This window comes from Streptomyces sp. NPDC096079, from assembly GCF_040303145.1.
Taxonomy (GTDB): Bacteria; Actinomycetota; Actinomycetes; order Streptomycetales; family Streptomycetaceae; genus Streptomyces.
In genome coordinates, this window is the sequence record NZ_JBEOST010000045.1 from 1 (window position 1) to 17,879 (window position 17,879).

General features: G+C 69.2%; 28 protein-coding genes and 1 pseudogene. 26 read left to right on the plus strand and 3 right to left on the minus strand.

What is annotated here, in order from left to right:
- Positions 1-78 precede the first annotated feature (78 nt).
- Both ABTY59_RS37315 and ABTY59_RS37320 read right to left on the minus strand, forming a co-directional pair.
- Positions 79-420, minus strand: coding sequence for a hypothetical protein (locus ABTY59_RS37315; protein WP_352023601.1), 342 nt, complete (start codon positions 418-420; stop codon positions 79-81).
- Complete coding sequence (locus ABTY59_RS37320) at positions 417-638, minus strand: hypothetical protein (protein ID WP_352023602.1); 222 nt, start codon at positions 636-638, stop codon at positions 417-419. Before ABTY59_RS37320 ends, ABTY59_RS37315 begins: the two co-directional genes overlap by 4 nt.
- 552 nt (positions 639-1,190) lie before the next feature.
- Here ABTY59_RS37320 and ABTY59_RS37325 point away from each other — a divergent pair.
- From ABTY59_RS37325 to ABTY59_RS37450, 26 genes are all read left to right on the plus strand, one after another.
- Complete coding sequence (locus ABTY59_RS37325; protein ID WP_352023603.1) at positions 1,191-1,391, plus strand: hypothetical protein; 201 nt, start codon at positions 1,191-1,193, stop codon at positions 1,389-1,391.
- Positions 1,388-1,798 carry a hypothetical protein gene (locus ABTY59_RS37330; protein WP_352023604.1) on the plus strand — a complete coding sequence of 137 codons (411 nt, stop codon included), beginning with the start codon at positions 1,388-1,390 and terminating at the stop codon, positions 1,796-1,798. The genes ABTY59_RS37325 and ABTY59_RS37330 overlap by 4 nt, the downstream gene beginning before the upstream one ends.
- A complete protein-coding gene (locus tag ABTY59_RS37335; RefSeq protein ID WP_352023605.1) occupies positions 1,791-2,492 on the plus strand; it encodes a hypothetical protein in 702 nt (233 codons plus the stop codon). Before ABTY59_RS37330 ends, ABTY59_RS37335 begins: the two co-directional genes overlap by 8 nt.
- An 11-nt stretch (positions 2,493-2,503) precedes the next feature.
- Positions 2,504-3,241, plus strand: coding sequence for a hypothetical protein (locus ABTY59_RS37340; protein ID WP_352023606.1), 738 nt, complete (start codon positions 2,504-2,506; stop codon positions 3,239-3,241).
- A gap of 82 nt (positions 3,242-3,323) precedes the next feature.
- Positions 3,324-4,484: a hypothetical protein gene (locus ABTY59_RS37345; RefSeq protein ID WP_352023607.1), complete on the plus strand. Its 1,161-nt coding sequence runs from the start codon at positions 3,324-3,326 to the stop codon at positions 4,482-4,484.
- A gap of 177 nt (positions 4,485-4,661) precedes the next feature.
- Positions 4,662-5,285: an NlpC/P60 family protein gene (locus ABTY59_RS37350; RefSeq protein ID WP_352023608.1), complete on the plus strand. Its 624-nt coding sequence runs from the start codon at positions 4,662-4,664 to the stop codon at positions 5,283-5,285.
- Positions 5,282-5,551 (plus strand): hypothetical protein, encoded by a 270-nt coding sequence (locus tag ABTY59_RS37355; protein ID WP_352023609.1) that lies wholly within the window; start codon positions 5,282-5,284, stop codon positions 5,549-5,551. The genes ABTY59_RS37350 and ABTY59_RS37355 overlap by 4 nt, the downstream gene beginning before the upstream one ends.
- Positions 5,552-5,554: 3 nt before the next feature.
- Positions 5,555-5,704 (plus strand): hypothetical protein, encoded by a 150-nt coding sequence (locus ABTY59_RS37360; RefSeq protein ID WP_352023610.1) that lies wholly within the window; start codon positions 5,555-5,557, stop codon positions 5,702-5,704.
- A 44-nt stretch (positions 5,705-5,748) separates the two neighbouring features.
- On the plus strand, positions 5,749-6,561 hold the full coding sequence (locus ABTY59_RS37365) for a hypothetical protein (protein WP_352023611.1): 813 nt from the start codon (positions 5,749-5,751) through the stop codon (positions 6,559-6,561).
- Positions 6,558-7,592 (plus strand): fibronectin type III domain-containing protein, encoded by a 1,035-nt coding sequence (locus ABTY59_RS37370; protein ID WP_352023612.1) that lies wholly within the window; start codon positions 6,558-6,560, stop codon positions 7,590-7,592. The genes ABTY59_RS37365 and ABTY59_RS37370 overlap by 4 nt, the downstream gene beginning before the upstream one ends.
- A 12-nt stretch (positions 7,593-7,604) precedes the next feature.
- Positions 7,605-8,006 carry a hypothetical protein gene (locus tag ABTY59_RS37375; protein ID WP_352023613.1) on the plus strand — a complete coding sequence of 134 codons (402 nt, stop codon included), beginning with the start codon at positions 7,605-7,607 and terminating at the stop codon, positions 8,004-8,006.
- Position 8,007: 1 nt separating this feature from the next.
- Positions 8,008-8,730 carry a transglycosylase SLT domain-containing protein gene (locus ABTY59_RS37380; RefSeq protein ID WP_352023615.1) on the plus strand — a complete coding sequence of 241 codons (723 nt, stop codon included), beginning with the start codon at positions 8,008-8,010 and terminating at the stop codon, positions 8,728-8,730.
- On the plus strand, positions 8,727-9,128 hold the full coding sequence (locus ABTY59_RS37385) for a hypothetical protein (protein ID WP_352023616.1): 402 nt from the start codon (positions 8,727-8,729) through the stop codon (positions 9,126-9,128). Before ABTY59_RS37380 ends, ABTY59_RS37385 begins: the two co-directional genes overlap by 4 nt.
- Entirely contained in the window at positions 9,125-9,472 is a 348-nt protein-coding gene (locus ABTY59_RS37390) for a hypothetical protein (RefSeq protein ID WP_352023617.1), read from the plus strand. The genes ABTY59_RS37385 and ABTY59_RS37390 overlap by 4 nt, the downstream gene beginning before the upstream one ends.
- Positions 9,469-10,407 carry a hypothetical protein gene (locus ABTY59_RS37395; RefSeq protein WP_352023618.1) on the plus strand — a complete coding sequence of 313 codons (939 nt, stop codon included), beginning with the start codon at positions 9,469-9,471 and terminating at the stop codon, positions 10,405-10,407. Before ABTY59_RS37390 ends, ABTY59_RS37395 begins: the two co-directional genes overlap by 4 nt.
- Before the next feature lie 90 nt (positions 10,408-10,497).
- A complete protein-coding gene (locus tag ABTY59_RS37400) occupies positions 10,498-10,710 on the plus strand; it encodes a hypothetical protein (protein ID WP_352023619.1) in 213 nt (70 codons plus the stop codon).
- On the plus strand, positions 10,707-11,081 hold the full coding sequence (locus ABTY59_RS37405; RefSeq protein ID WP_352023620.1) for a hypothetical protein: 375 nt from the start codon (positions 10,707-10,709) through the stop codon (positions 11,079-11,081). Before ABTY59_RS37400 ends, ABTY59_RS37405 begins: the two co-directional genes overlap by 4 nt.
- A gap of 51 nt (positions 11,082-11,132) precedes the next feature.
- Positions 11,133-11,336, plus strand: a complete 204-nt coding sequence (locus ABTY59_RS37410; RefSeq protein WP_352023621.1) for a type II toxin-antitoxin system Phd/YefM family antitoxin — start codon at positions 11,133-11,135, stop codon at positions 11,334-11,336.
- Between the two features lie 550 nt (positions 11,337-11,886).
- Positions 11,887-14,067 carry an AAA family ATPase gene (locus ABTY59_RS37415; RefSeq protein WP_352023622.1) on the plus strand — a complete coding sequence of 727 codons (2,181 nt, stop codon included), beginning with the start codon at positions 11,887-11,889 and terminating at the stop codon, positions 14,065-14,067.
- A complete protein-coding gene (locus ABTY59_RS37420; protein ID WP_352023623.1) occupies positions 14,051-14,593 on the plus strand; it encodes a hypothetical protein in 543 nt (180 codons plus the stop codon). The genes ABTY59_RS37415 and ABTY59_RS37420 overlap by 17 nt, the downstream gene beginning before the upstream one ends.
- Positions 14,594-14,974: 381 nt before the next feature.
- Positions 14,975-15,310, plus strand: coding sequence for a hypothetical protein (locus tag ABTY59_RS37425; protein ID WP_352023624.1), 336 nt, complete (start codon positions 14,975-14,977; stop codon positions 15,308-15,310).
- 79 nt (positions 15,311-15,389) lie between these two features.
- Complete coding sequence (locus ABTY59_RS37430) at positions 15,390-16,136, plus strand: peptidoglycan recognition protein family protein (RefSeq protein ID WP_502995474.1); 747 nt, start codon at positions 15,390-15,392, stop codon at positions 16,134-16,136.
- 4 nt (positions 16,137-16,140) lie between these two features.
- Positions 16,141-16,380, plus strand: a complete 240-nt coding sequence (locus tag ABTY59_RS37435) for a hypothetical protein (protein ID WP_352023625.1) — start codon at positions 16,141-16,143, stop codon at positions 16,378-16,380.
- A 116-nt stretch (positions 16,381-16,496) separates the two neighbouring features.
- Positions 16,497-16,874: a hypothetical protein gene (locus ABTY59_RS37440; protein ID WP_352023626.1), complete on the plus strand. Its 378-nt coding sequence runs from the start codon at positions 16,497-16,499 to the stop codon at positions 16,872-16,874.
- Between the two features lie 98 nt (positions 16,875-16,972).
- On the plus strand, positions 16,973-17,278 hold the full coding sequence (locus ABTY59_RS37445) for a hypothetical protein (RefSeq protein ID WP_352023627.1): 306 nt from the start codon (positions 16,973-16,975) through the stop codon (positions 17,276-17,278).
- Positions 17,275-17,448: a hypothetical protein gene (locus tag ABTY59_RS37450; RefSeq protein WP_352023628.1), complete on the plus strand. Its 174-nt coding sequence runs from the start codon at positions 17,275-17,277 to the stop codon at positions 17,446-17,448. Before ABTY59_RS37445 ends, ABTY59_RS37450 begins: the two co-directional genes overlap by 4 nt.
- Positions 17,449-17,664: 216 nt before the next feature.
- On the opposite strand, the pseudogene ABTY59_RS37455 reads toward ABTY59_RS37450, so the two are convergent.
- A pseudogene (locus ABTY59_RS37455) lies at positions 17,665-17,758 on the minus strand.
- Positions 17,759-17,879 lie beyond the last annotated feature (121 nt).

The window sequence follows — 17,879 nt, forward strand, 5'->3', positions numbered from 1 at the left end:
CCGCTCTGCCTCCGGCAGCGGATGCTCCGCCCCGCGCCGTCCCGGCGCGCTGGATGGGTGGCGAAGCTCCGCTGTCGGCTACCGCACGCCGAGACAGGCGTAGTCGGCGAAGAAGTCGGGGTCTTCCAGAGGCTCGCGCCAACGGTGGGGGCCGTGACGCTCGGCCTTCGGGCACGGCTCGATGATGAAGCCGTCGATATCTGGTTTGGCCGGCGGCTTCGGGAGTGCCGTTTCCCGCGGGCCGCTGTCGACGCTCGACGAGATGAGGGTGTGCTGGCCGACTTGATCGATGAGTGCGAGGAGGGCGACTTCGGACGCGCGCGCGTGCCCGGCGTCCTGGTCCAGGTAGACGTCCATGCGGAAGGAGGACGGCTCCACGGTGGGGGTGCTGAAGATGAGGTGGACGCGGTAGCGGATCATCCGGCGATCTCCCATCCGTACCGGGCGGCGGCGACGAAGCCGATGACGAGTGCGGCCGAGACGGCCAGGGCGAGGAGAAGGAGGAGCAGGGGCGCCAGGACATCCTCCCAGAGCAGGACGAGCCAGACGCCGAGGGCCTGGCGGCGGGTCAGCGGCGGGGGCGGCGGGGTCGGCTGACCGATCGCGGTGGCGAGGGTCTCGGAGAAGCCGCGGAACACCGCGTCAACATCACGCCTTCTGATTCTGTCCACTTCGCCCTACTTTCCGTCGAACTTAAATCGAATCTTTTGCCCTAAGTGCTGCACCCGGTGCACCCGGTGCACCCGGTGCACCCGGTGCACCCGGTGCACCCGGTCCCCAGGAACGCCGAAAGCCCCGGTCCGAAGACCGGGGCTTTCTTACGTCTGGGGGCAGTGTAACGGCTGTGACGGAACGTGTCCATCCTGTCCGGGTGTGCGCCGACGGCCCCATGTGGTGGGGCCGTGGCGGGGCTTGCAGGGGAATCCTATGACCGAAATACCCTGAAAGTCCTACTTCTCATGATACGCCGACGGCCCCGGGGAGGGGATCTCCGGGGCCGTCTCTGGGCTGCCTCCGTCGCGACCCCCCACGGGTGCTCGGAGGAGAAGGCCGGCCCCAGCCAGCAGCCAGCTTAAAACTGGGGCCTAGATCAGACCTTAGTACGAGATGACTCGAAAAATCCTCCGGTTCGGAGAATTTATCTTCGTACTCTGACGACAACTCACAGTTGAAGAGCTAACCTTTTAGCTATGAACATCCGATCGAAGACGCATGACGCGCTGGACTCGGCGCGCGCGACGCTCGACGACGTGTCGACGGCTTCCCGCCGCGTCGTCGAGACCACGGAATGGGCCACGGTCGCGCTTATTGCGGTAGCCGCGGTTTCCGTTCTCGCGCTCGGACTGGCCACGGCTGCGTACGTTCGTGCAGGTCAGGGGGTTGTGAAATGACTCTGAAGGCGTGGCAGCTTGCCACCGAAGAGGAGAAGACGGCCGTTCGCCATTTGTGCGACGCGGTGAACCTGCACGTCATGGCGCAGGGTGACGGGGCGTACGGGAAGTACGTGGCGGTCCGTCTGTCCGACGGGAAGAGCCCGGACGGGGTCCTGTACGACACCCGGCGGGACGCGGCCCGGCACAACATCTCCGACCCCTGGTGCTTCTACGTGAAGGTCAACCCGGGCGGGATCCAGGAGAACGAGGCGTGGGTGGTCCTCGGCTACGCGCGCCAGGCGAAGAAGGCCGGCGTCGTCTTCGCCGAGGAGGAGCCGGTGGTACCGCAGCGGCTTGAACTCGCGGGCCCGTGGCTCGCCCCGCAGATACAGGCACTCGCCCTGGGAGGGACATTCCGTGGCTGACGACATCGACGAGCAGGCGCCGCACGGGCGCGACGAGAACGGCACCCCGTACGCGCCGTATGGCTACAAGGCCAACGGCGACCCGAAGCTGAGCAACCGCGGCCGTCCTGCAGCGAACGCGGGCCCGAAGGTGGCCGCCCCGCCGAAGAAGGCCGGCGCCCCGGCGGCGAAGTCGGCGGCGAAGACGTCCTCGGCGAAGAAGGGCCGCTCCGAGGAAGAGACGCGCGGGATGCTCCTCGGCCTGGCGCAGATGGTCATCACGCCGCTCGCGGCGGCCGGGGTGAACCCTGCCGTGCGCAAGCGGATCGGCAACCGCCAGGGCGACGCCCTCGCGGGTGACGCGGTGATCCTGCACGCCGCGGCCCCGGGTCTGGTGGACGGGGTCATGGCCTACGCCAAGCACAAGCCGGGGGTCCTGGCGTGGATGGACAAGGCCGAGGATCTCGCGCCGTCCTTCCTCCTGATCCAGGAGCTGGGGAAGCTGGGCGCGGCCCTGGCGAAGAACCACATGGCGCCCGATCAGTCGCTGGCGGCCGGCGCCCGGTCGCTCGTGAACGTGGCGGCCCTTCAGCACGCGCGTGCGCTGCGGGAGATGGAGGCGGAGCTCCTGGCGATGGCTGAGGTCGAGGCGGAGGAGATCGCGCGGCGTACGGAGGCCCTGGGCGAGGCCGTCCCGGACCTTCAGGTGGCCTGATGAAGGGTGCCGTGCTCCGGAACGACTGGCGCGGCGACGTGATGCACTACGGCCGCCGCGAGTTCGTGAGGGAAGTCTTCGACTACAAGCCGGGGCAGCACGTGACGGTGCTCGCGCCGAGCGGCGGCGGGAAGACCCAGCTGTCCTACCAGCTCCTGAAGGAGGCGGCCAGTCCCGAGTGTCCGGCGCTCGTCTTCGTGATGAAGCCGCGGGACGAGACGGTCACCCGGTTTTCCAAGTCTGCCCGGTTCCGGACGGTGCGTCAGTGGCCGCCGTCGCTGCGGGACCGGCTGAAGACGAAGCCGCCGGGGTGGGTGGTGTGGCCGGAGACCACGTTCGATCCGGACATCGACGAGTCTCGCCAGAAGGCCGTCTTCCGCGCGGCGATCCTCGATTCCTACAAGCGCGGGGACCGGATTCTCTTCGGTGATGAGACGTACTCCCTGGAGAACGAACTGCCGCAGGGGGGCCTGAAGAAGGAAGTGCGGACGGTCCATACCAAGGGCCGCTCGATGGAGTGCGGGATGTGGGTGGCGTCGCAGCGCGCGGCCTGGATCAGCCGGTGGTCCTACCAGGCTCACCACCTGTTTCTGGGTGGCGACATGGACGAGGACGCGCAGAAACGGCTCGGGGAGATCGCTGCGGCCGTCGACAAAGCGCTGGTCAGGCGCATTGTCGCGGACTTGGAGGAGTTCGAATTCCTCTACATCAACCGTAACGAGCGGACGATGTGCATCGTGGAACCGTAAGCAGAACTGATGGACAAAGTGACCTTCTGTAAGCAATGCTTAGTAGAAGCGTCAACACTTCAACCCTAAAGAGGGAGGGCACATGACTACGTCCACCGCGGCGCAGCAGGCCCCGGACAAGGGGAAGGCAGGGAAGGCGCCGGTCATGCTGCGGCCGTTCTTCCCCGGCAGCCTGGACCTGGAGACCCGGACCTACCAGAAGACGGGCACGCTGAGCGCGTCTCAGACCCCGCTGGACACCTTCTACCCGAAGACGAACGGCTTCCTGGCGGACCTCTTCGTGGAGTTCTCCGCCGTCGCCGCCGGCAACGCGGCTGCCGTCGCGTTCAAGGAGGACGCGCCGGAGATCTCCATCGCGAACTTCCAGCTCTCCGACACCGGTGGTCAGCCGATCCTCGGCCCGATGACCGGGTGGGAGCTGAAGACGTTCGTCAAGCACGGCGGGTTCTCGTTCTCCGATGACCCGCGCCAGTCCCAGACGTACTCCGCCGTCACCGGCGGCGGCGCCACGGGTGGGTCTTTTTCGTACATTCTGCATATTCCGGTGCAGTTTGTCCGACGTGAGCCCCTGGGGCCGCTGCCGAACACCAACAGCAACTCGGCCTACGCCGTGGACATGACAGTGGGCACCCTGACCCAGATCTACTCGACCGCGCCGACCAACGCGCCGACGTACACCGTGAAGATCTGGCAGGACTCCTACCGGCAGTCGAGCGGGAAGGACGCGCAGGGCAACGCCACGGTGACGTCGCCGCCCGGCCTCGGCGCGGTGCTCTACCTCCGCCGGAACACGATGGAACTCGCGGCCGGCAACATCGACGAGGAGCTTAGCCAGCAGGAGGGTTCGTACCGCACCCTGCATTTCGTGCTGCGCGACTCGCTCGACTCCCGCGCGACCGGCGACACCGACTGGCCCGACCCCATGCAGGTCTACTTCAACAACGACGTCCCGTATGACCGGACGAAGTCGCGGTGGATCCGGCAGATGGAGCGGGACTACGGCTACATCAACACGGTGGAGACGCCCGGCGGCCGTGACCGCGGGCACTTCGTCCTGCCGTTCATCGTGGACAACTCGCTGAAGGCCGGCTCGGAGGACCGCTACCGCTACCTGTCCGTCTCGGCGGCCGACACCCTCGGCGTCCGCGGAACCATCGGCGGCGCGGGCACCCACAAGCTGACGACCATGTACCAGTTCGTGCGCCCGCCCGGCGGAAACATCAAGGGCCTGACCGCCCGCTGACCAGGCAACTTTCCTAATCCGGCGACTTGCCGAGGTGAGGAAAGTCCCCGAATCCGGCAAGTTCTCACGGAAGGAAAGATCATGACGCGCTTCCTGAAGCCGTTCACCACCCTCGCGGTCGGGATGGCCATCGGCTACTTCGTCGTCCCCAAGGTCATGGCCAAGGTGGGCTGACCCGTGGCTGAGTCCGGTGGAGTGTCGGGGGTCGCTGTGGGGCTCGCCGCGGCCGGCGGGCTCCTGATGTACGCGGGAATCCAGGGCGTCTCGCCCCTGGAGGCCCTGAAGGACGTCACCAGCGGGAAGACGAAGTCGCTCAACACCAACACGGTGGCCTGGACCAGGGACCCCTCGCGGCGCAGTGGTGGGGATCTGGCCCAGGTGTCGGCCGGCGGCGGTGGCGGCGGCTTCGGCGGGTCGCTGGTGACGGCCGCGCGGCGGCACCGGGCCGAGCGCTACAGCCAGGCCCGGCGGTGGCAGTCGGGGTACTCGGACTGCTCGTCCTTCGTGGGCAAGTCCCTGAAGGACTTGGGGATCAAGCCGCCGGGTGCGTCGGTGACAGGTTCCTACCTGACGTGGTCGAAGCTGCGGACGGTGCCCCGTGCGCAGATGCAGGCGGGCGACCTGTTGTGCGGGGCCGGCCACATCGCGATCGCGACCGGGCCCGGCACGGCGATCGGTCAGCAGAACTCGCGGTCGAACGTCCAGGAGGGCCCGGCCGAGAAGATCATGTTCGGTCAGCCGTCGTGGGTGGTCCGCCGGTACGTGGGGGCGGTCTCGTCCCCGGATACGGCGGCGGCATGAGCCAGACCACCGGGATCATCCTGGCGACCGGCGCCGTGACGGTGGCGAACCAGACGGTCTTTCACGACCAGCCGATGGACTGGCGGGTCCCGGTCGCGACCGGCCTGGCCGCTGTCGGTTTCTCCCTCGCGGAGAGGGCCTGGCCGCAGGGGGCGAAGGTTCTGGCCTGGACGACGCTCCTGACGGTCTTGCTGACCCGCACGCAGGCCTCTGTCCCCTCCCCTGTCGAATCCGCCCTGGAGTGGTGGAAGAAGAGCGGAAGTTGAATCATGAACGGATTTCAGAAGGTGGCGGTCATCATCGCCGCCACGGGTCTCATCACCGCGCTGGTGCTGCCGGGGCGTCAGACGGCCTCGGTCCTCTCGGCGGGGTTCAAGGGCGTCTCGGACTGGACGAAGGTAGCTCAGGGTCGCGGCTAGGCTCGAGCATTCGTCCAACATTCAACTATCCCTGAGGGGGTGACATGACCGCATACTCCGGTGCGCTGACCCGCGCGGCGCACTTCTCCGCCTACACCCCGGTGCAGGGCGTCGACCGGGAGCACACGCACCCCGACCCCGAGCCGGATGTGTTCGACCCTCAGCCGGAGGGCGTCCGCCCGGCCGCGTTCGACGTGTGGCAGCCCGAGGACGTCACCGTCCACACCGACATGCAGCCGCGGCAGTTCGGGCACTGGGCGGCCGTCCGGCCGCCGGTCGGATCGAACATCGTCTCGACGCTGTCGGGGGTCCTGGACACGGCCCGGATGGTCGCGAACCACTCCCAGGTCGACTACCGGCCGGACAGCTACCAGCCGTACAAGCACGACTCCCAGGGCCGGTCCATCGAGGTGACTGCGGGCCGGATGCCGTGGCAGACCGGAGAGGACGTCCCGGACGGCTCTGCCTACCTCCAGGCCGGCACCAACGCGTACGACCGGACCAACGGAGTGAAGCCGGACGTCTACGGCGGCGACCAGGCGAACGTCGGCCGCTACCGGCTCGGCAACCGCTACGAGATGTTCGGGCTGTACGAACTGCCGGGCAAGGTGGGCCAGGACGCCCAGCTGCGGGCCTACACGGGCCTGACGCCCGCGTTCCCGATGGAGAAGGGCCCGATCGAGGACCCCGCCCCGTACACACCGTCCACGCGCGGTACGGACACGTGGATCCTGAACCCCTTCCAAGTCCCCTCGCTGTGGTCCACGCCGTCCGAGACGGCCCTGACGGACCATGAGGCGGCCGAGGCGGGCGCGTACTTCACCGGCGGCACCTTCGACGACGGGGGGCGGCTGTGAACGCGCTCCAGGGCGAAGTGCAGCTGCCCGGCGTCGGCGGGGTCGACAAGAAGGTCCTGATCGGCGTCGGGGCCCTCGCGGCGGTCTTCGTCGGCTGGCGCTACTACCAGGCCCGGCAGGGGGCGGCGGCCGAGGAGCCGACCGACCCCGGCTTCGAGGACGGGGGCACCCTGCCGGGTGTATCCGGCGCGGTCCGGGACGGAAACGACTATGGGCTCCCCGAGGGCGACGGCTCCGGCTCGGGCGGCGGCTCGGTCGACGACTACGGCTTCCACGGCACCACGAACAGTCAGTGGACCCAGTACGTCGCCGCCAAGCTCTCCCAGGACGACAAGTGGTCGTATGCGACGATCCTGGCCGCCCTCGGCCAGTACCTCGCCGACAAGCCGCTGACCAAGGCCCAGATCGAGATCGTCCAGGCCGCGTTCGCGGTCGGGGGCAACCCGCCGGTCGGCTACCACTCGGTCATCCCTGGCGGCGACGTCGCGGTGATCGTCGCCCCCGGGGGCCTGATCGGGGTGCCGGGGAGCGACACGGCCGTCTCGCTGCGGTGGAACGCGGTGGCCGGCGTCACCGGCTACCGGGTCTACCGCAACGGCACTGAGGCCATGAGCACCAGCGGGCCCTCGGCGTCGGTGACGGGCCTGTCGCCGGCCACGTCGTACAGCTTCGCGGTGGCCGCGGTCTCTTCCGGCGGCCAGGTCGGGCCGAAGTCGGCCACGGTCAGCGTCCGGACGATGGCCAAGAAGACGCCCTCGGCGCCCCCGACGGCCCCGAAGCCGACCGGGAAGACACCGGCCGTCACGGCGAAGAAGTACCCCACCCGGTGGAAGACGGTCATGCACCGGCCCGGCGACAACTACAGCAAGATCGCCGCCCGCAACGGCCTGCACATCAGCGGGACCGACCTCTACAACTACCAGTTCAGCAGCCAGGCCGGCCGCCCCGCGTCGACCAAGTCGACGCTCAAGAGCCGGGGCCCGAACAAGATCTACGCGGGCGGCACGACCGTCCTGCCCTACCCGAAGTAAGGAGTGACCACCATGGCTCTCAAGCCCGAAGCGGGTGTGCTGGCGGGTCTGGCGGTCGCGGGTGTCGTGCTCGCGATCCACCAGAACGCCACCCCCTCGCAGGCCGACATCCAGGCCCTTCCCGCCGGTACCCCGGACATCGACAAGTCCGAGCGCAAGGCGACGTGGATGAGCGTCGGCGTCGTCTCGACGATCTCCCTCCTCGCGAAGGATCCGACCATCTTCGTCATCGGCTCGATGGCCACCGTCGGCATGGCGCTGTGGACCCGGTCGTCCAACTGGACCGAGTCCCTCGGCGGGGTCTTCAAGAGCCCCTCGGAGGCCGCACAGGCGGGTTCGGCGAACACCGGCCCCGCCCCGGCCGAGACGGAGCCGTACGTCATGTTCGCCGGCGGCGGCGAGTTCGAGCGCTGACGTGGCCACCCTCAGCCAGGGGCAGATCGAGATGGTCGCCCGGTCCGCGGGGCTCACGCCTCCCGCGACCTGGGCGGCCGTCGCCATGGCCGAGTCCTCGGGCAACACCACCGCGCGCAACCCCTCCTCCGGCGCCTATGGGCTCTGGCAGATCCACCCGATCCACCGGAAGGACCATCCGAGCTGGACGGAGCGGTGGCTGTCTGACCCCGTGAACAACGCGCGCGCGGCGGCCGTCATCTACCGGCAGCAGGGGTGGGGTGCGTGGGAGGCGTACACCAACGGCTCGTACACGAAGTTCCTGAAGGGCGGCGGCTCGACGACGCAGCCGGCCGACTTCGACCCGAGCAACCCTTGGGACTGGCTCGGAGGCCTCGGCGGTCCGGCGACCCCGCTCCTGCCCGACGAGTACGGCGGCCAGGACCTCGGCGGTGACGTCCTGGCGGTGGGCGAGGGAATCGCCTCGGTCGCCGAGGCGGTCCAGAAGGCCGGGACGTGGATGTCGCAGCCGAAGAACTGGCTGAGGGTCGGCTACGTCTGGCTCGGCGGCTTCATGGTCCTGACGGGCGCGTACATCATCGCCTCGCCGCTGATCAGCAAGGCGGCCATGTCCAGCCCGGTCGGACAGACAGTCAAGAGCGTGGCCAAGGCGGCGAAGAGGGCTCCGGCGAAGGCCACCGCCAGGAAGGCCACCGGAGGCACGACGAAGGAGAGCGGAGCATGAGCGAGCCCGTACTGGAACCGGACGTCCCGGAGATCCTCCAGGAGGAGCCGGCGCCCGACCTGACCGCGATCCCGGTGCGGGTCGAGGCGGTCGAGTCTCAGGTACGCGTGCAGGTGCTGCCGGACAAGGGCGGCTCGACGCTGACGAAGAGCGCCACCGCGACCCGGGCCGTGCGCGTCCTGGTGGCCGACCCGCGGCGCAAGTCCGCGGTCCTGATGAGCATGGACCAGAACATCCTCGTCGCCTTCTCCGAGGCGGCGTGCCAGGCGGATTCGTCGATGGCCGTCTGGCCCAAGCTGGTGCCGCTGGAGGTGCCAGCGACCGTGGAGGTCTGGGTCAAGTCGGCCACCGGCACCACGGCCGTGGGCGTCCTCGGCTACCGGTGGGCCGAGGGGTGAGCATCCCGCAGACCCTCGCCGTGGCGAAGACGGTCGTGCTCGACGCGAGCGGGAACGGCACGCTGCGGATCGGCCCGGACCGCGGGGCGCCGTACTGGCGCGTCACGAAGGTTCTGGTGCGGACCAGCCGGGAAGGGCAGGCGCCGGTGCCGCGGTTCGCCTACTACCAGGACTACCAGAGCGACGCGACCCGCAAGGGGCAGACGTACGACGGCTCTCACGACGAGAGCGACGAGAACTTTCTCCTGACCAGGGGCCAGGAGCTGATCGCGGTATGGACCGGCGGCCAGGCCGGCGACCGCGCGACATTCACCGTTACCGGAACACAGGGGGACACACCATGACCTTTCAGAACGAGATCGTCGCGGGCAACGTGCTGATCCGGGAGGCGATCCAGTCGGAGAACTTCGCCGCCGGCTCGGCCGGGTGGAGGATCGCCGCGAACGGCGACGCCGAGTTCAACGACGTCGTCGTCCGGGGCGAAGTGATCGCGGGCACCACCACCGACTACGTCAGGGTCACCGGCACCCCGGTGCCGGAAGTCGAGTGGGTCTCCAGCTCGCTGGACGTCACCGACCCCGCGCGGATCGGGTTCCAGGGAGTCGGGGACACCCGTTGGCAGATCACCGGGCCGTCCTACTCGGGGAGCGCTTCCTCGGAGATCAGCTTCGACGACGGCAGCCTGAACGTGTCGGGGAACACCGACCTGACCCTGGCCGCGACGACCGGCGTCGCCCGGCTGAACGGCGCGACGGTGCAGATCGGCGGTGCGGCGCCCGGGACGTATGCCGAGCTGGACCCGAACAACGGGACGTTCTCGACGTACGGCACGGACCGCGGCAAGGGGGTCCTGTCCTACGTCAACGTCACCGCGTCGACGGCCCTGGGTGCGGGCGAGGCGATCGGGGTGACGTCGGACAGCACCCTCTTCGAGCTGGGCCGCGCGTACCGGATCACCCTGCACTACCAGGGGTCGGGCAACACCGCGAACGACGAGGTGGGCTTCCGGATCAGGCGGACCAACCTGGCGGGCAACTCGATCTTCGACACGCTGCGGACGCACCGGCTCAACGCGGCCTCCGCGATCGTCAACGGGGAGTCGTCCCAGGTGGTCACGAACCAGACCGGGGCGAATCTGACCACGGTCATCGTCGGCACCGTCTACAGGGCGGCGGGTGCCGGAAACGTGCAGTGGTTCGCAAATGCGGCGAATCCGACGTGGATCGAAATCCAGGACATCGGCGCCGCGAGCGATTACCCGGGTGCTCGGGCCCTGTAGGGCAAAGTCGCGGAAATGTCGCTCTTTCGAGCTAATTTTCGAAACTACTTGGCATAAGACGGTGGCATGATCGAGAGTGGGGAAATCGTGATGGCGCGAAAGCGGAACGTGATCATGGCCGCTGCCTGCCTGCTCGTCGTGGCCGGAACCTGCCGGGCCGTCAGCAGGCAGGCAGCGGGGGACGTTCCCGCGGAGGCGGCCGGGTGGTACGGGGCGATGTCCCTGTACCGCACGGTCGCTGTGTGGGCGGGGAAGCGGGCGATGCTCGCTGAGGTGCACTACTGGGAGGCGGTGACCCCATGACGAAGAAGAGCGACGAGCCGGGCCCCGAGGTCGACGACCCGGCCGGCGGGCCGGACGATACCGACCCGGAGCCCGCGGACGAGCCCGCGCTGGACCCGGAGCCGGAGCCGGAGCCGCAGGGCGACCCCGACCCGGAACCGGGCGGCGATGACGACGTGATCGCCGCCCGCGCGGAGGCCGAGCGGCTGAAGCGTGAGAACGCGGAGCTGAAGCGCCAGAGCGCGGAGCGGGAGAAGGCCGAGCGGCGCAGGCCGGCCCCGCCGAAGAAGGAGCCGAAGGTGCCCGAGGAGAAGCCGAAGGAGAAGGCGGCCAAGCGCCGGCGCCGTGTCTCGCGGTTCCTCGGCGACCACTTCGACGACGACGACGACTGACCCCGCGCACTCGACTACCGGTGATCACCAAAACTTAGTACTCTTTGCAGTATGAAGAGTATTCGGGCGACACTGTTCACGAGGAACCTGGGAGCCGTGATGGCCGAGGCCACTCGGGGCACCACGTTCGTGGTCACCAACCACGGCCGTCCGCTGGTGGTCATCACCCCGGCGGACATGGACATGGACCTGTCGGACGTCGAGGAGTCGACGATCGGTCAGAAGGCGCCGTCTCCCGGGGAGCCGGCGGCATGAGTGGGCCCTGGAGGATGTGACCCTCCAGGGCCCGTTTGCTCGATACGAAAGGGATCAAGCGTGATTGAGGGTATCGCTCCCGTGGTCCGGGTCGTGCACCGGATCCCCCTGGCGGCAGACGGCTACGGCCGCATCACCGTTCGTAATCTGATAGACGCCAATCCACTTCCCCCGGGCGCTGTCGTGGTGCTGGAATGTGGGGAAGGTTGGTGGATGCATTCACACGACCTTCAGCACATCCGTTCCGCTCTCTCGGGAGTCGGACATATCAGTGTGACAGGAGTTTTTCGGGACCGCAGAGGGGGGACGGGGCAATTCGGGATTGTGTACGGACTTGACGCCATAGCGGCCACCCTCGCGAGCCTGCTCGCGACTCCCCCACTGGCCACCACAGCGTGACCGCACGACTACTCTCAGAAATGCCGAGGGGCCCGGTGTATCAGACCGGGCCCCGAACGCCTCGCCTCTTCTAGTCGACGCAGAGGAAAGGACACAGCGAGTGTACCCAGAGCCCGAGGAAGCAGCCGCAGAAAGTGGGGGATTCAGCCGCATGACGCAGGTGATCGACCCCAAGAATCTTCCCGCCGAATTCCGACTCAGCGACGCGCGCAAGACCCCGCTCGGCGAGGCACCCCGCCTGCTCGACGGCTTCCTGTACGTCGGCGTCACCGTCTTCTACTCCGAGCCGGGTCTGGGCAAGTCGATGCTCTCCGGTCAGGTCGAGGAGCATCTCGCGTGGGGCCGGCCGCTCGGCCCCTGGCTCCCCGAACGCCCGGTACGCTGCATGGTTCTCGACTTCGAGGGCGACATGCGCCTGGCCTCCGAGCGGTCGCTGAAGATCACCCCGTTCGGTCTCCTCGCCTCCGACCACGACCACGAGACGCACACGGACATCTACTACGCCACCGAGTGGCCCGGGCAGTCGTTCTTCGAGCGCGTGACGGAACTCCAGCAGCGGCTCGAAGCCGCGCGGACATCCGGACACCCCTTCGAATATGTCCGGATCGATACGCTGCGGCTCTTCCTCGGCTCGAAGCCGCACGGCGTCAACGCCTACGACTGGGACGCCCACTGTGTCCGGGTGCTGAACAAATTGGCCCTGGAATACGACGCGGCCTTCATCCTGGTGCACCACACCAACAAGGGCGGCGAACTCTCCGGCTCGACCGGCGTCGCGGGCTCCGCGACCGCGATCGTCCAGTTGAAGCGCAACCCCGACAACGACGACGAGTGCGTCCTGCTGTCCCACAAGGTCCGCGTGGACGCCCCCTTCCGGTACGCGGTCGCGATGGACGACCGGGGCCGGTGGATGTTCACCGAGGCCATCACGCCGACGCAGGCCGAACTCGGCGGGGTCAAGCGGCGGGTCGTCGACATCCTGACCCGCTCGGGCCCGCAGGCCGTCGCCGAGCTGCGCGACGCGCTGCCCGAGACGTCCCCCAACACGCTCAAGAGCGCGCTGCGGCGGCTCTCCCACGAGAACATCGCCGTCTACCGCCGCGGCGCCTGGACGCTCACGCAGGCCACCGTCGCCGAGCACCCGAAGTGCCACGAGTGCGGCACCCCCATGGAGGTCTACGCCCCCGGCCAGACCGAGCACCCGACGTGCGGCCCGTCGCCGTTCGAGCAGGAGGCCGTCGAGCGGTTCCTGGGCATCCCCGCGCAGGCTCCGGCGCCCGAGGCCGAGGCCCCCGCCCCGGCCCCCGTCGCCGAGGACCAGGGCGAGGAGAACGGCCAGGAGGACGAGGACGACGAGCACCCGGAGACGGCCCGCTTCCCCTCGCTCGCCGAGCTGCGGGCCTCCGTGGACGCGAGCCGGATGAAGCCGGTCAAGGTCGTGACCAAGGTTGCCCGCGACTCGAAGCCGTGGACCCTGGTAGCCGAGCGGCTCGACGGCCACTTCCGCTCGAAGAACTGGGCGGGCGAGATGCCCGAGGACGCGGCCGGTGTCGTCGTGCTCGACCGGAACGGCTCCTACATGTCGGCCATGTCCTCGGTCCCGGTCGCCCCGAACGCGCTGGTGCACACCGGGGCCCTCGGCGCCGACCCGCTCGCGCGCCGGCACCTGGCGGGCCTGTTCCAGATCGTCGTGCCCGAGTGGGATCCGGAGGTCCGGCACAACGCGGGCATCCCCCACCCGCTCGGCCGCACCGTCGACGGCATCGCCCCGGGCGAACTCGCGTGGGTGGTCGGCCCGCACATCCACTTCCTGGACAAGCTGGCCGCCGAGGGGCGCCTGAAGGTCGTGGACGTCGTCGACTCCTGGACCGGCCGCCGCAACGACACGCTCTTCGAGCGGTTCGCCCGGTACGCGCGGACGCTGCGCGAGCAGACGGCCACCATGGACCCCGACACGCGCCTGGCGGCCAAGCAGTCGATGTCTCGCGCCGTCCGCTCGCTGCACCCCAAGCGGGCTAAGTCCCCGTTCTGGCGCCCGGACTGGCACAAGGCCGTCCTTGCCGAGGCCTCCGTACGGCACTGGCGGACCGCTGACCGCGCGGTCGAGGGCGGCGCCACGCTCCTGTCCATCGGCAACGTGGACGAGGTGGCTTTCGCCCTGCCGCAGGACGTCGAGACGCCGAAGCTGTGGGTCCCGACCCCGTACCGGCTCGGCGCCGGATTCGGCCAGGTCAAGCACAAGGAAGTGCCCGTCGGCGGGGAGAAGATCATGTCCCCGCTGACCGTCGAGCAGTGGCAGAACCGGGGGACCCGCCGTGGCAGCGAGGGGTGACGGGGAGAGCCTCGGCCGCGCGCTCATCAGCGCGCTGGCCGAGGCCGCCGGCGGCACGGTCGGCGTCAAGACGTCGTACACGGCCAAGGGGTGGCACGCGCAGATCTCGAAGATCACGTCTCAGCCGCGCGGCTACGAAGCCGCCGAAGCGGTGGGCCTGTCGGCCACGGCCGACACCCTGAAGGCGTGGCTGTCCGAGTCGCGCGAGCCGACCGCCGCGAACCAGCGGCTCATCGCTGCGGCGTACGAGCGGATGCGCGGCCGGTGGCCGGCGGAAGTCGAGCGCGGGCCCATCGAGGTGACGGGCCAGATCGAGACCGGCCGCGACGACCGCACCCGGACGGTAGAGCTGACGGAGTCGCGGGAGTGGTCCTGGACGCGGCTCAAGCGGCGCTGGGAGACTGGCGACTTGGACCCGGACGAGGTCGAGGACGACTTCGTCGAGGACGTCTGGGAAGGCGAACTCGGCGAGGGGTCTGAAGGCTGGGACTTCCCCGGCGGCTCGTACACGGTGGTGATCGGATGAGCGAGTCGAGCGAGTCCCCGTTACCTGAGCCGCTCTGGCTGTGCGGCCAGTGCGCCGGCCGCACATGGGTCTGGTGCACCGAGTGCGGCGGCCACGGCCGCGACTGCAAGGAGTGCGCGGCCGGGATGATGACCTGTCCCCTGTGCGCGCGACGCCGGGACCCGCTGAGGCCTGGCTGGTTCTGAAACTGGCCCCACTTACCCGCGAATGTGATACCACTTTCCTAGAGAAAGCAGTATCGCTAACCGAGGGAAAGTGGGGCCAGTTTCCATGCCGCGACCCAGCAAGTTCCTGACCTGGGCTTTTCACGCACGACTGACCGAAGCCGAGAGGGCGGCGGTCCACGGGGCGGTCGAGGAGTACCGCAAATGTGATATCAGATTGAGCCTGAATGACGCGCTCCGCGTCCTGATCCGCCGGGGCGCCCGCCCCCTCCCCCGCACGCTGGCAGGGCTCGACGAGCGCATTGCCGACCACCCCGCCGAATGCGACTGGTGCCCCGACATCTGGTGCCCCGAGTCCATGCGCATGGCGCACGCGCGCCGGATCCTCACCCGGACCCCAGACCCCTCCCCCGCCCCTCCCCCCGCCCCGGAGGCCCTCTCCGGCGTCGTCTGGGCCGCCCCGCAGGCCCCCGAGCCGAAGACCCCAGAGCCCGACCCGGAGCCGCCGTACAACCCACTGCTCCCCCCGTGGCGCCAGGGATTTAAGAGTTAAAACGTACGAGAGTTAACTAACTCTCTGTCATTTGTCGTACCGCCGTGCGACCATAGAGTCACCGGAAGGGGACACGACAATGGCAACTCCACTCACCGCCGACCGCTTCCTGGCGGCTCTCCAGGCCGAGGGCCTGACCGTCGTACAGGTCGGCTCCTGGCGCACCCACAACCGCAACGGCCACGGAGGCTGGGGCCCGCTGAACGGCGTGATGATCCATCACACCGTCACCGGCCCCAAGGTCAACGCGGTGCCCATCTGCCGCGACGGATACGCGGAACTGCCCGGCCCGCTCTGCCACGGCGTCATCCGACGGGACGGCACCGTGCACCTCGTCGGCTACGGCCGCACGAACCATGCGGGCGGCGGCGACCCGCGCGTCCTCGCGGCCGTCGTGGCGGAGAACTACGCCGACGCCCCGCCCGCCCCGCACGAGCACCAGGGCAGCTCGGGCGCCGTCGACGGCAACTCCCACTTCTACGGCTTCGAGTGCGAGAACCTCGGCGACGGGAAGGACCCGTGGCCGGCCGCGCAGCTCCTCGCGATCGAGAAGGCGGCGGCGGCCGTCTGCCGGGCGCACGGCTGGACGGCCCGGTCCGTGATCGGCCACAAGGAGTGGTCCGACTGGAAGAGCGACCCGAGCGGCTTCGGCATGCCGACCATGCGCGCCCGCATCGCCGCGCGGCTCAAGTACCCCGCGGGGAAGATGCCCGCGCCGAAGCCGCCCGCGCCCGCGCCGAAGCCGCCGGCGCCGCTGACGAAGGACCAGGAGCAGGACAAGCGCATCACCGCCCTGGAGAAGGCGGTGGGAGATCTTAAGGGGTGAGGCCATGGCCGACAGACCGACCGCCGAGGCGACGCGCGCGGACGCACAATGGATCGGCTTCGTGGGAGCCGTGACCGGGTGCGTGACCTGGGTCGCGAACCGGTGGGTGTTCTCCGGCAGCGTCCCGCCGGAGTTCCTGGGCGTGATCCAGTTCGGGGTGCCGCTCGGACTGACGGCCCTCGCCGCAGAGGTCCGGTGGCGGACCGCCCGCCGGCGCAAGGAGTGTGAGACGCCGGCGGAGTAGGAAGGGCCCCTGCGGGGGCCCTTCTTCGTTCCCCCGTACAGGCGAACCTCCCGTACGAAGAATCTAGAAAGTACGAACTTTCTGTAGTACGGTGGAGGAGACAGAAAGGGGACACCATGTCCTTCAACCACCCCGTGGAATTCGACGGCATCGTCATCGAAGACCAGAACGGAAACCGCCTCCTCGCAATCCCCACGGCCGCCCTGGAGATCCTCCGCTTCGCCGCCGTCATCCAGTACCGCAGCCAGGGCCGCGTCAGCCGCATGCGCGTCGACGGCTTCATGGACGGCCGCCCCGCCGGCACCCCGCTGCCCGTCCGCCCCACCCCCCCGCCCCCGGCCGCCGCCGCCCCCGTCCCCACCCCCGCGCCCGCACCGCTCCTCGTGGCCGTCCCGGACCGCTGGCGCTGCCCCAACCCCGAGTGCGGCTGCATGGTGGACAACCCCTACGCCTCCTGCCCCTGGTGCAGGACCCCCCGACCCAGCACCCACTGACCCGCCATACTGGACCCCCTACCGAGAAGGGCAGTTCACCCATGAACGACACCTACGGGCCCACCGACCCCCTGGTGCCCCCCCGAGGAGTGAGCGAGATGGAACCGCGACTCCAGATCACCTACGGCGGACGGCCGTTGCTCGACGGCACGCTGGCATATCTCGCGCTCCGGGCCCGAGCCATGATGAGCCCGGAAGTCTTCCCCCCGTTCACCTACCAGGACCCCATCGACCCGGAGAACCCGGACGCCGACCGCCCCATCCGCCGGGCCCGGCTGATCATCGAGGAGCTGGAGGTGCCCAACGTCCCCGTCCGCTCCCAGAACAGTGACGGCTCGTGGGGTGTCGAGATGCTCACCCGCTCCGAGTGGGAGCGCCGGCGCCCGAAGGAGATGGACGAGTGAGCGGCGACCCCGACACCCTCGGCATCGAAGTGGTCCAGGAAGTCCTCCAGGCGCTCGTGGACAACGAGATGATCACCGAGGAAGACGCCAACGACTACGCCCGCCTGGAGGAGTTCCAGGAACTCGGCGCCCAGATCCAGAGCAACATCGAGACCCACTACGGGATGTGACACCGTGACCGAGATACAGGGGTACATGGTGATCGCGCTCCTGGCGCTCATCGCCGGAATGATCCACGGGCGCAGGTAGCCGCTCCCCCACCGACGACCGGGCCCCCCTCCAACCGAGATGGAGGGGGGCCCGCTCGCGTCCGGGCACGCGCCAACGTGACACCGGGCAGTCGGCAGTCCACAACAACTCGCCTACCGCCCCCAAGCCTACTGCGCCTCCCCGAGCGGGATTCGAACCCGCGACCAACCATCTCTTGGTACCCCTCGCGGGGCGGTGCACCGGGTGCTCTGACCTCTGAGCTACCGGGGAGGCACTGGGCACTGTACCTCCGCCGCGCGGAGCGCGGCAGGCGCAGCAGCTCGGCCGCTTGCGGCCGGCCAGGCCCGGGGACCGGGCCCGGACCGCGAAGCGGTCATCCGCTGCCGGAGGC

Excerpts from the sequence above, each read along its gene's own strand:
- ABTY59_RS37355 (WP_352023609.1), top strand. The coding sequence starts at position 5,282 with ATGAGCCAGACCACCGGGATCATCCTGGCGACCGGCGCCGTGACGGTG.
- ABTY59_RS37405 (WP_352023620.1), top strand. The coding sequence starts at position 10,707 with ATGACGAAGAAGAGCGACGAGCCGGGCCCCGAGGTCGACGACCCGGCC.
- ABTY59_RS37410 (WP_352023621.1), top strand. The coding sequence starts at position 11,133 with ATGAAGAGTATTCGGGCGACACTGTTCACGAGGAACCTGGGAGCCGTG.
- ABTY59_RS37395 (WP_352023618.1), top strand. The coding sequence starts at position 9,469 with ATGACCTTTCAGAACGAGATCGTCGCGGGCAACGTGCTGATCCGGGAG.
- ABTY59_RS37330 (WP_352023604.1), top strand. The coding sequence starts at position 1,388 with ATGACTCTGAAGGCGTGGCAGCTTGCCACCGAAGAGGAGAAGACGGCC.
- ABTY59_RS37375 (WP_352023613.1), top strand. The coding sequence starts at position 7,605 with ATGGCTCTCAAGCCCGAAGCGGGTGTGCTGGCGGGTCTGGCGGTCGCG.
- ABTY59_RS37345 (WP_352023607.1), top strand. The coding sequence starts at position 3,324 with ATGACTACGTCCACCGCGGCGCAGCAGGCCCCGGACAAGGGGAAGGCA.
- ABTY59_RS37430 (WP_502995474.1), top strand. The coding sequence starts at position 15,390 with ATGGCAACTCCACTCACCGCCGACCGCTTCCTGGCGGCTCTCCAGGCC.
- ABTY59_RS37415 (WP_352023622.1), top strand. The coding sequence starts at position 11,887 with ATGACGCAGGTGATCGACCCCAAGAATCTTCCCGCCGAATTCCGACTC.
- ABTY59_RS37325 (WP_352023603.1), top strand. The coding sequence starts at position 1,191 with ATGAACATCCGATCGAAGACGCATGACGCGCTGGACTCGGCGCGCGCG.
- ABTY59_RS37440 (WP_352023626.1), top strand. The coding sequence starts at position 16,497 with ATGTCCTTCAACCACCCCGTGGAATTCGACGGCATCGTCATCGAAGAC.
- ABTY59_RS37365 (WP_352023611.1), top strand. The coding sequence starts at position 5,749 with ATGACCGCATACTCCGGTGCGCTGACCCGCGCGGCGCACTTCTCCGCC.
- ABTY59_RS37315 (WP_352023601.1), bottom strand. The coding sequence starts at position 420 with ATGATCCGCTACCGCGTCCACCTCATCTTCAGCACCCCCACCGTGGAG.
- ABTY59_RS37360 (WP_352023610.1), top strand. The coding sequence starts at position 5,555 with ATGAACGGATTTCAGAAGGTGGCGGTCATCATCGCCGCCACGGGTCTC.
- ABTY59_RS37435 (WP_352023625.1), top strand. The coding sequence starts at position 16,141 with ATGGCCGACAGACCGACCGCCGAGGCGACGCGCGCGGACGCACAATGG.
- ABTY59_RS37400 (WP_352023619.1), top strand. The coding sequence starts at position 10,498 with ATGGCGCGAAAGCGGAACGTGATCATGGCCGCTGCCTGCCTGCTCGTC.
- ABTY59_RS37385 (WP_352023616.1), top strand. The coding sequence starts at position 8,727 with ATGAGCGAGCCCGTACTGGAACCGGACGTCCCGGAGATCCTCCAGGAG.
- ABTY59_RS37445 (WP_352023627.1), top strand. The coding sequence starts at position 16,973 with ATGGAACCGCGACTCCAGATCACCTACGGCGGACGGCCGTTGCTCGAC.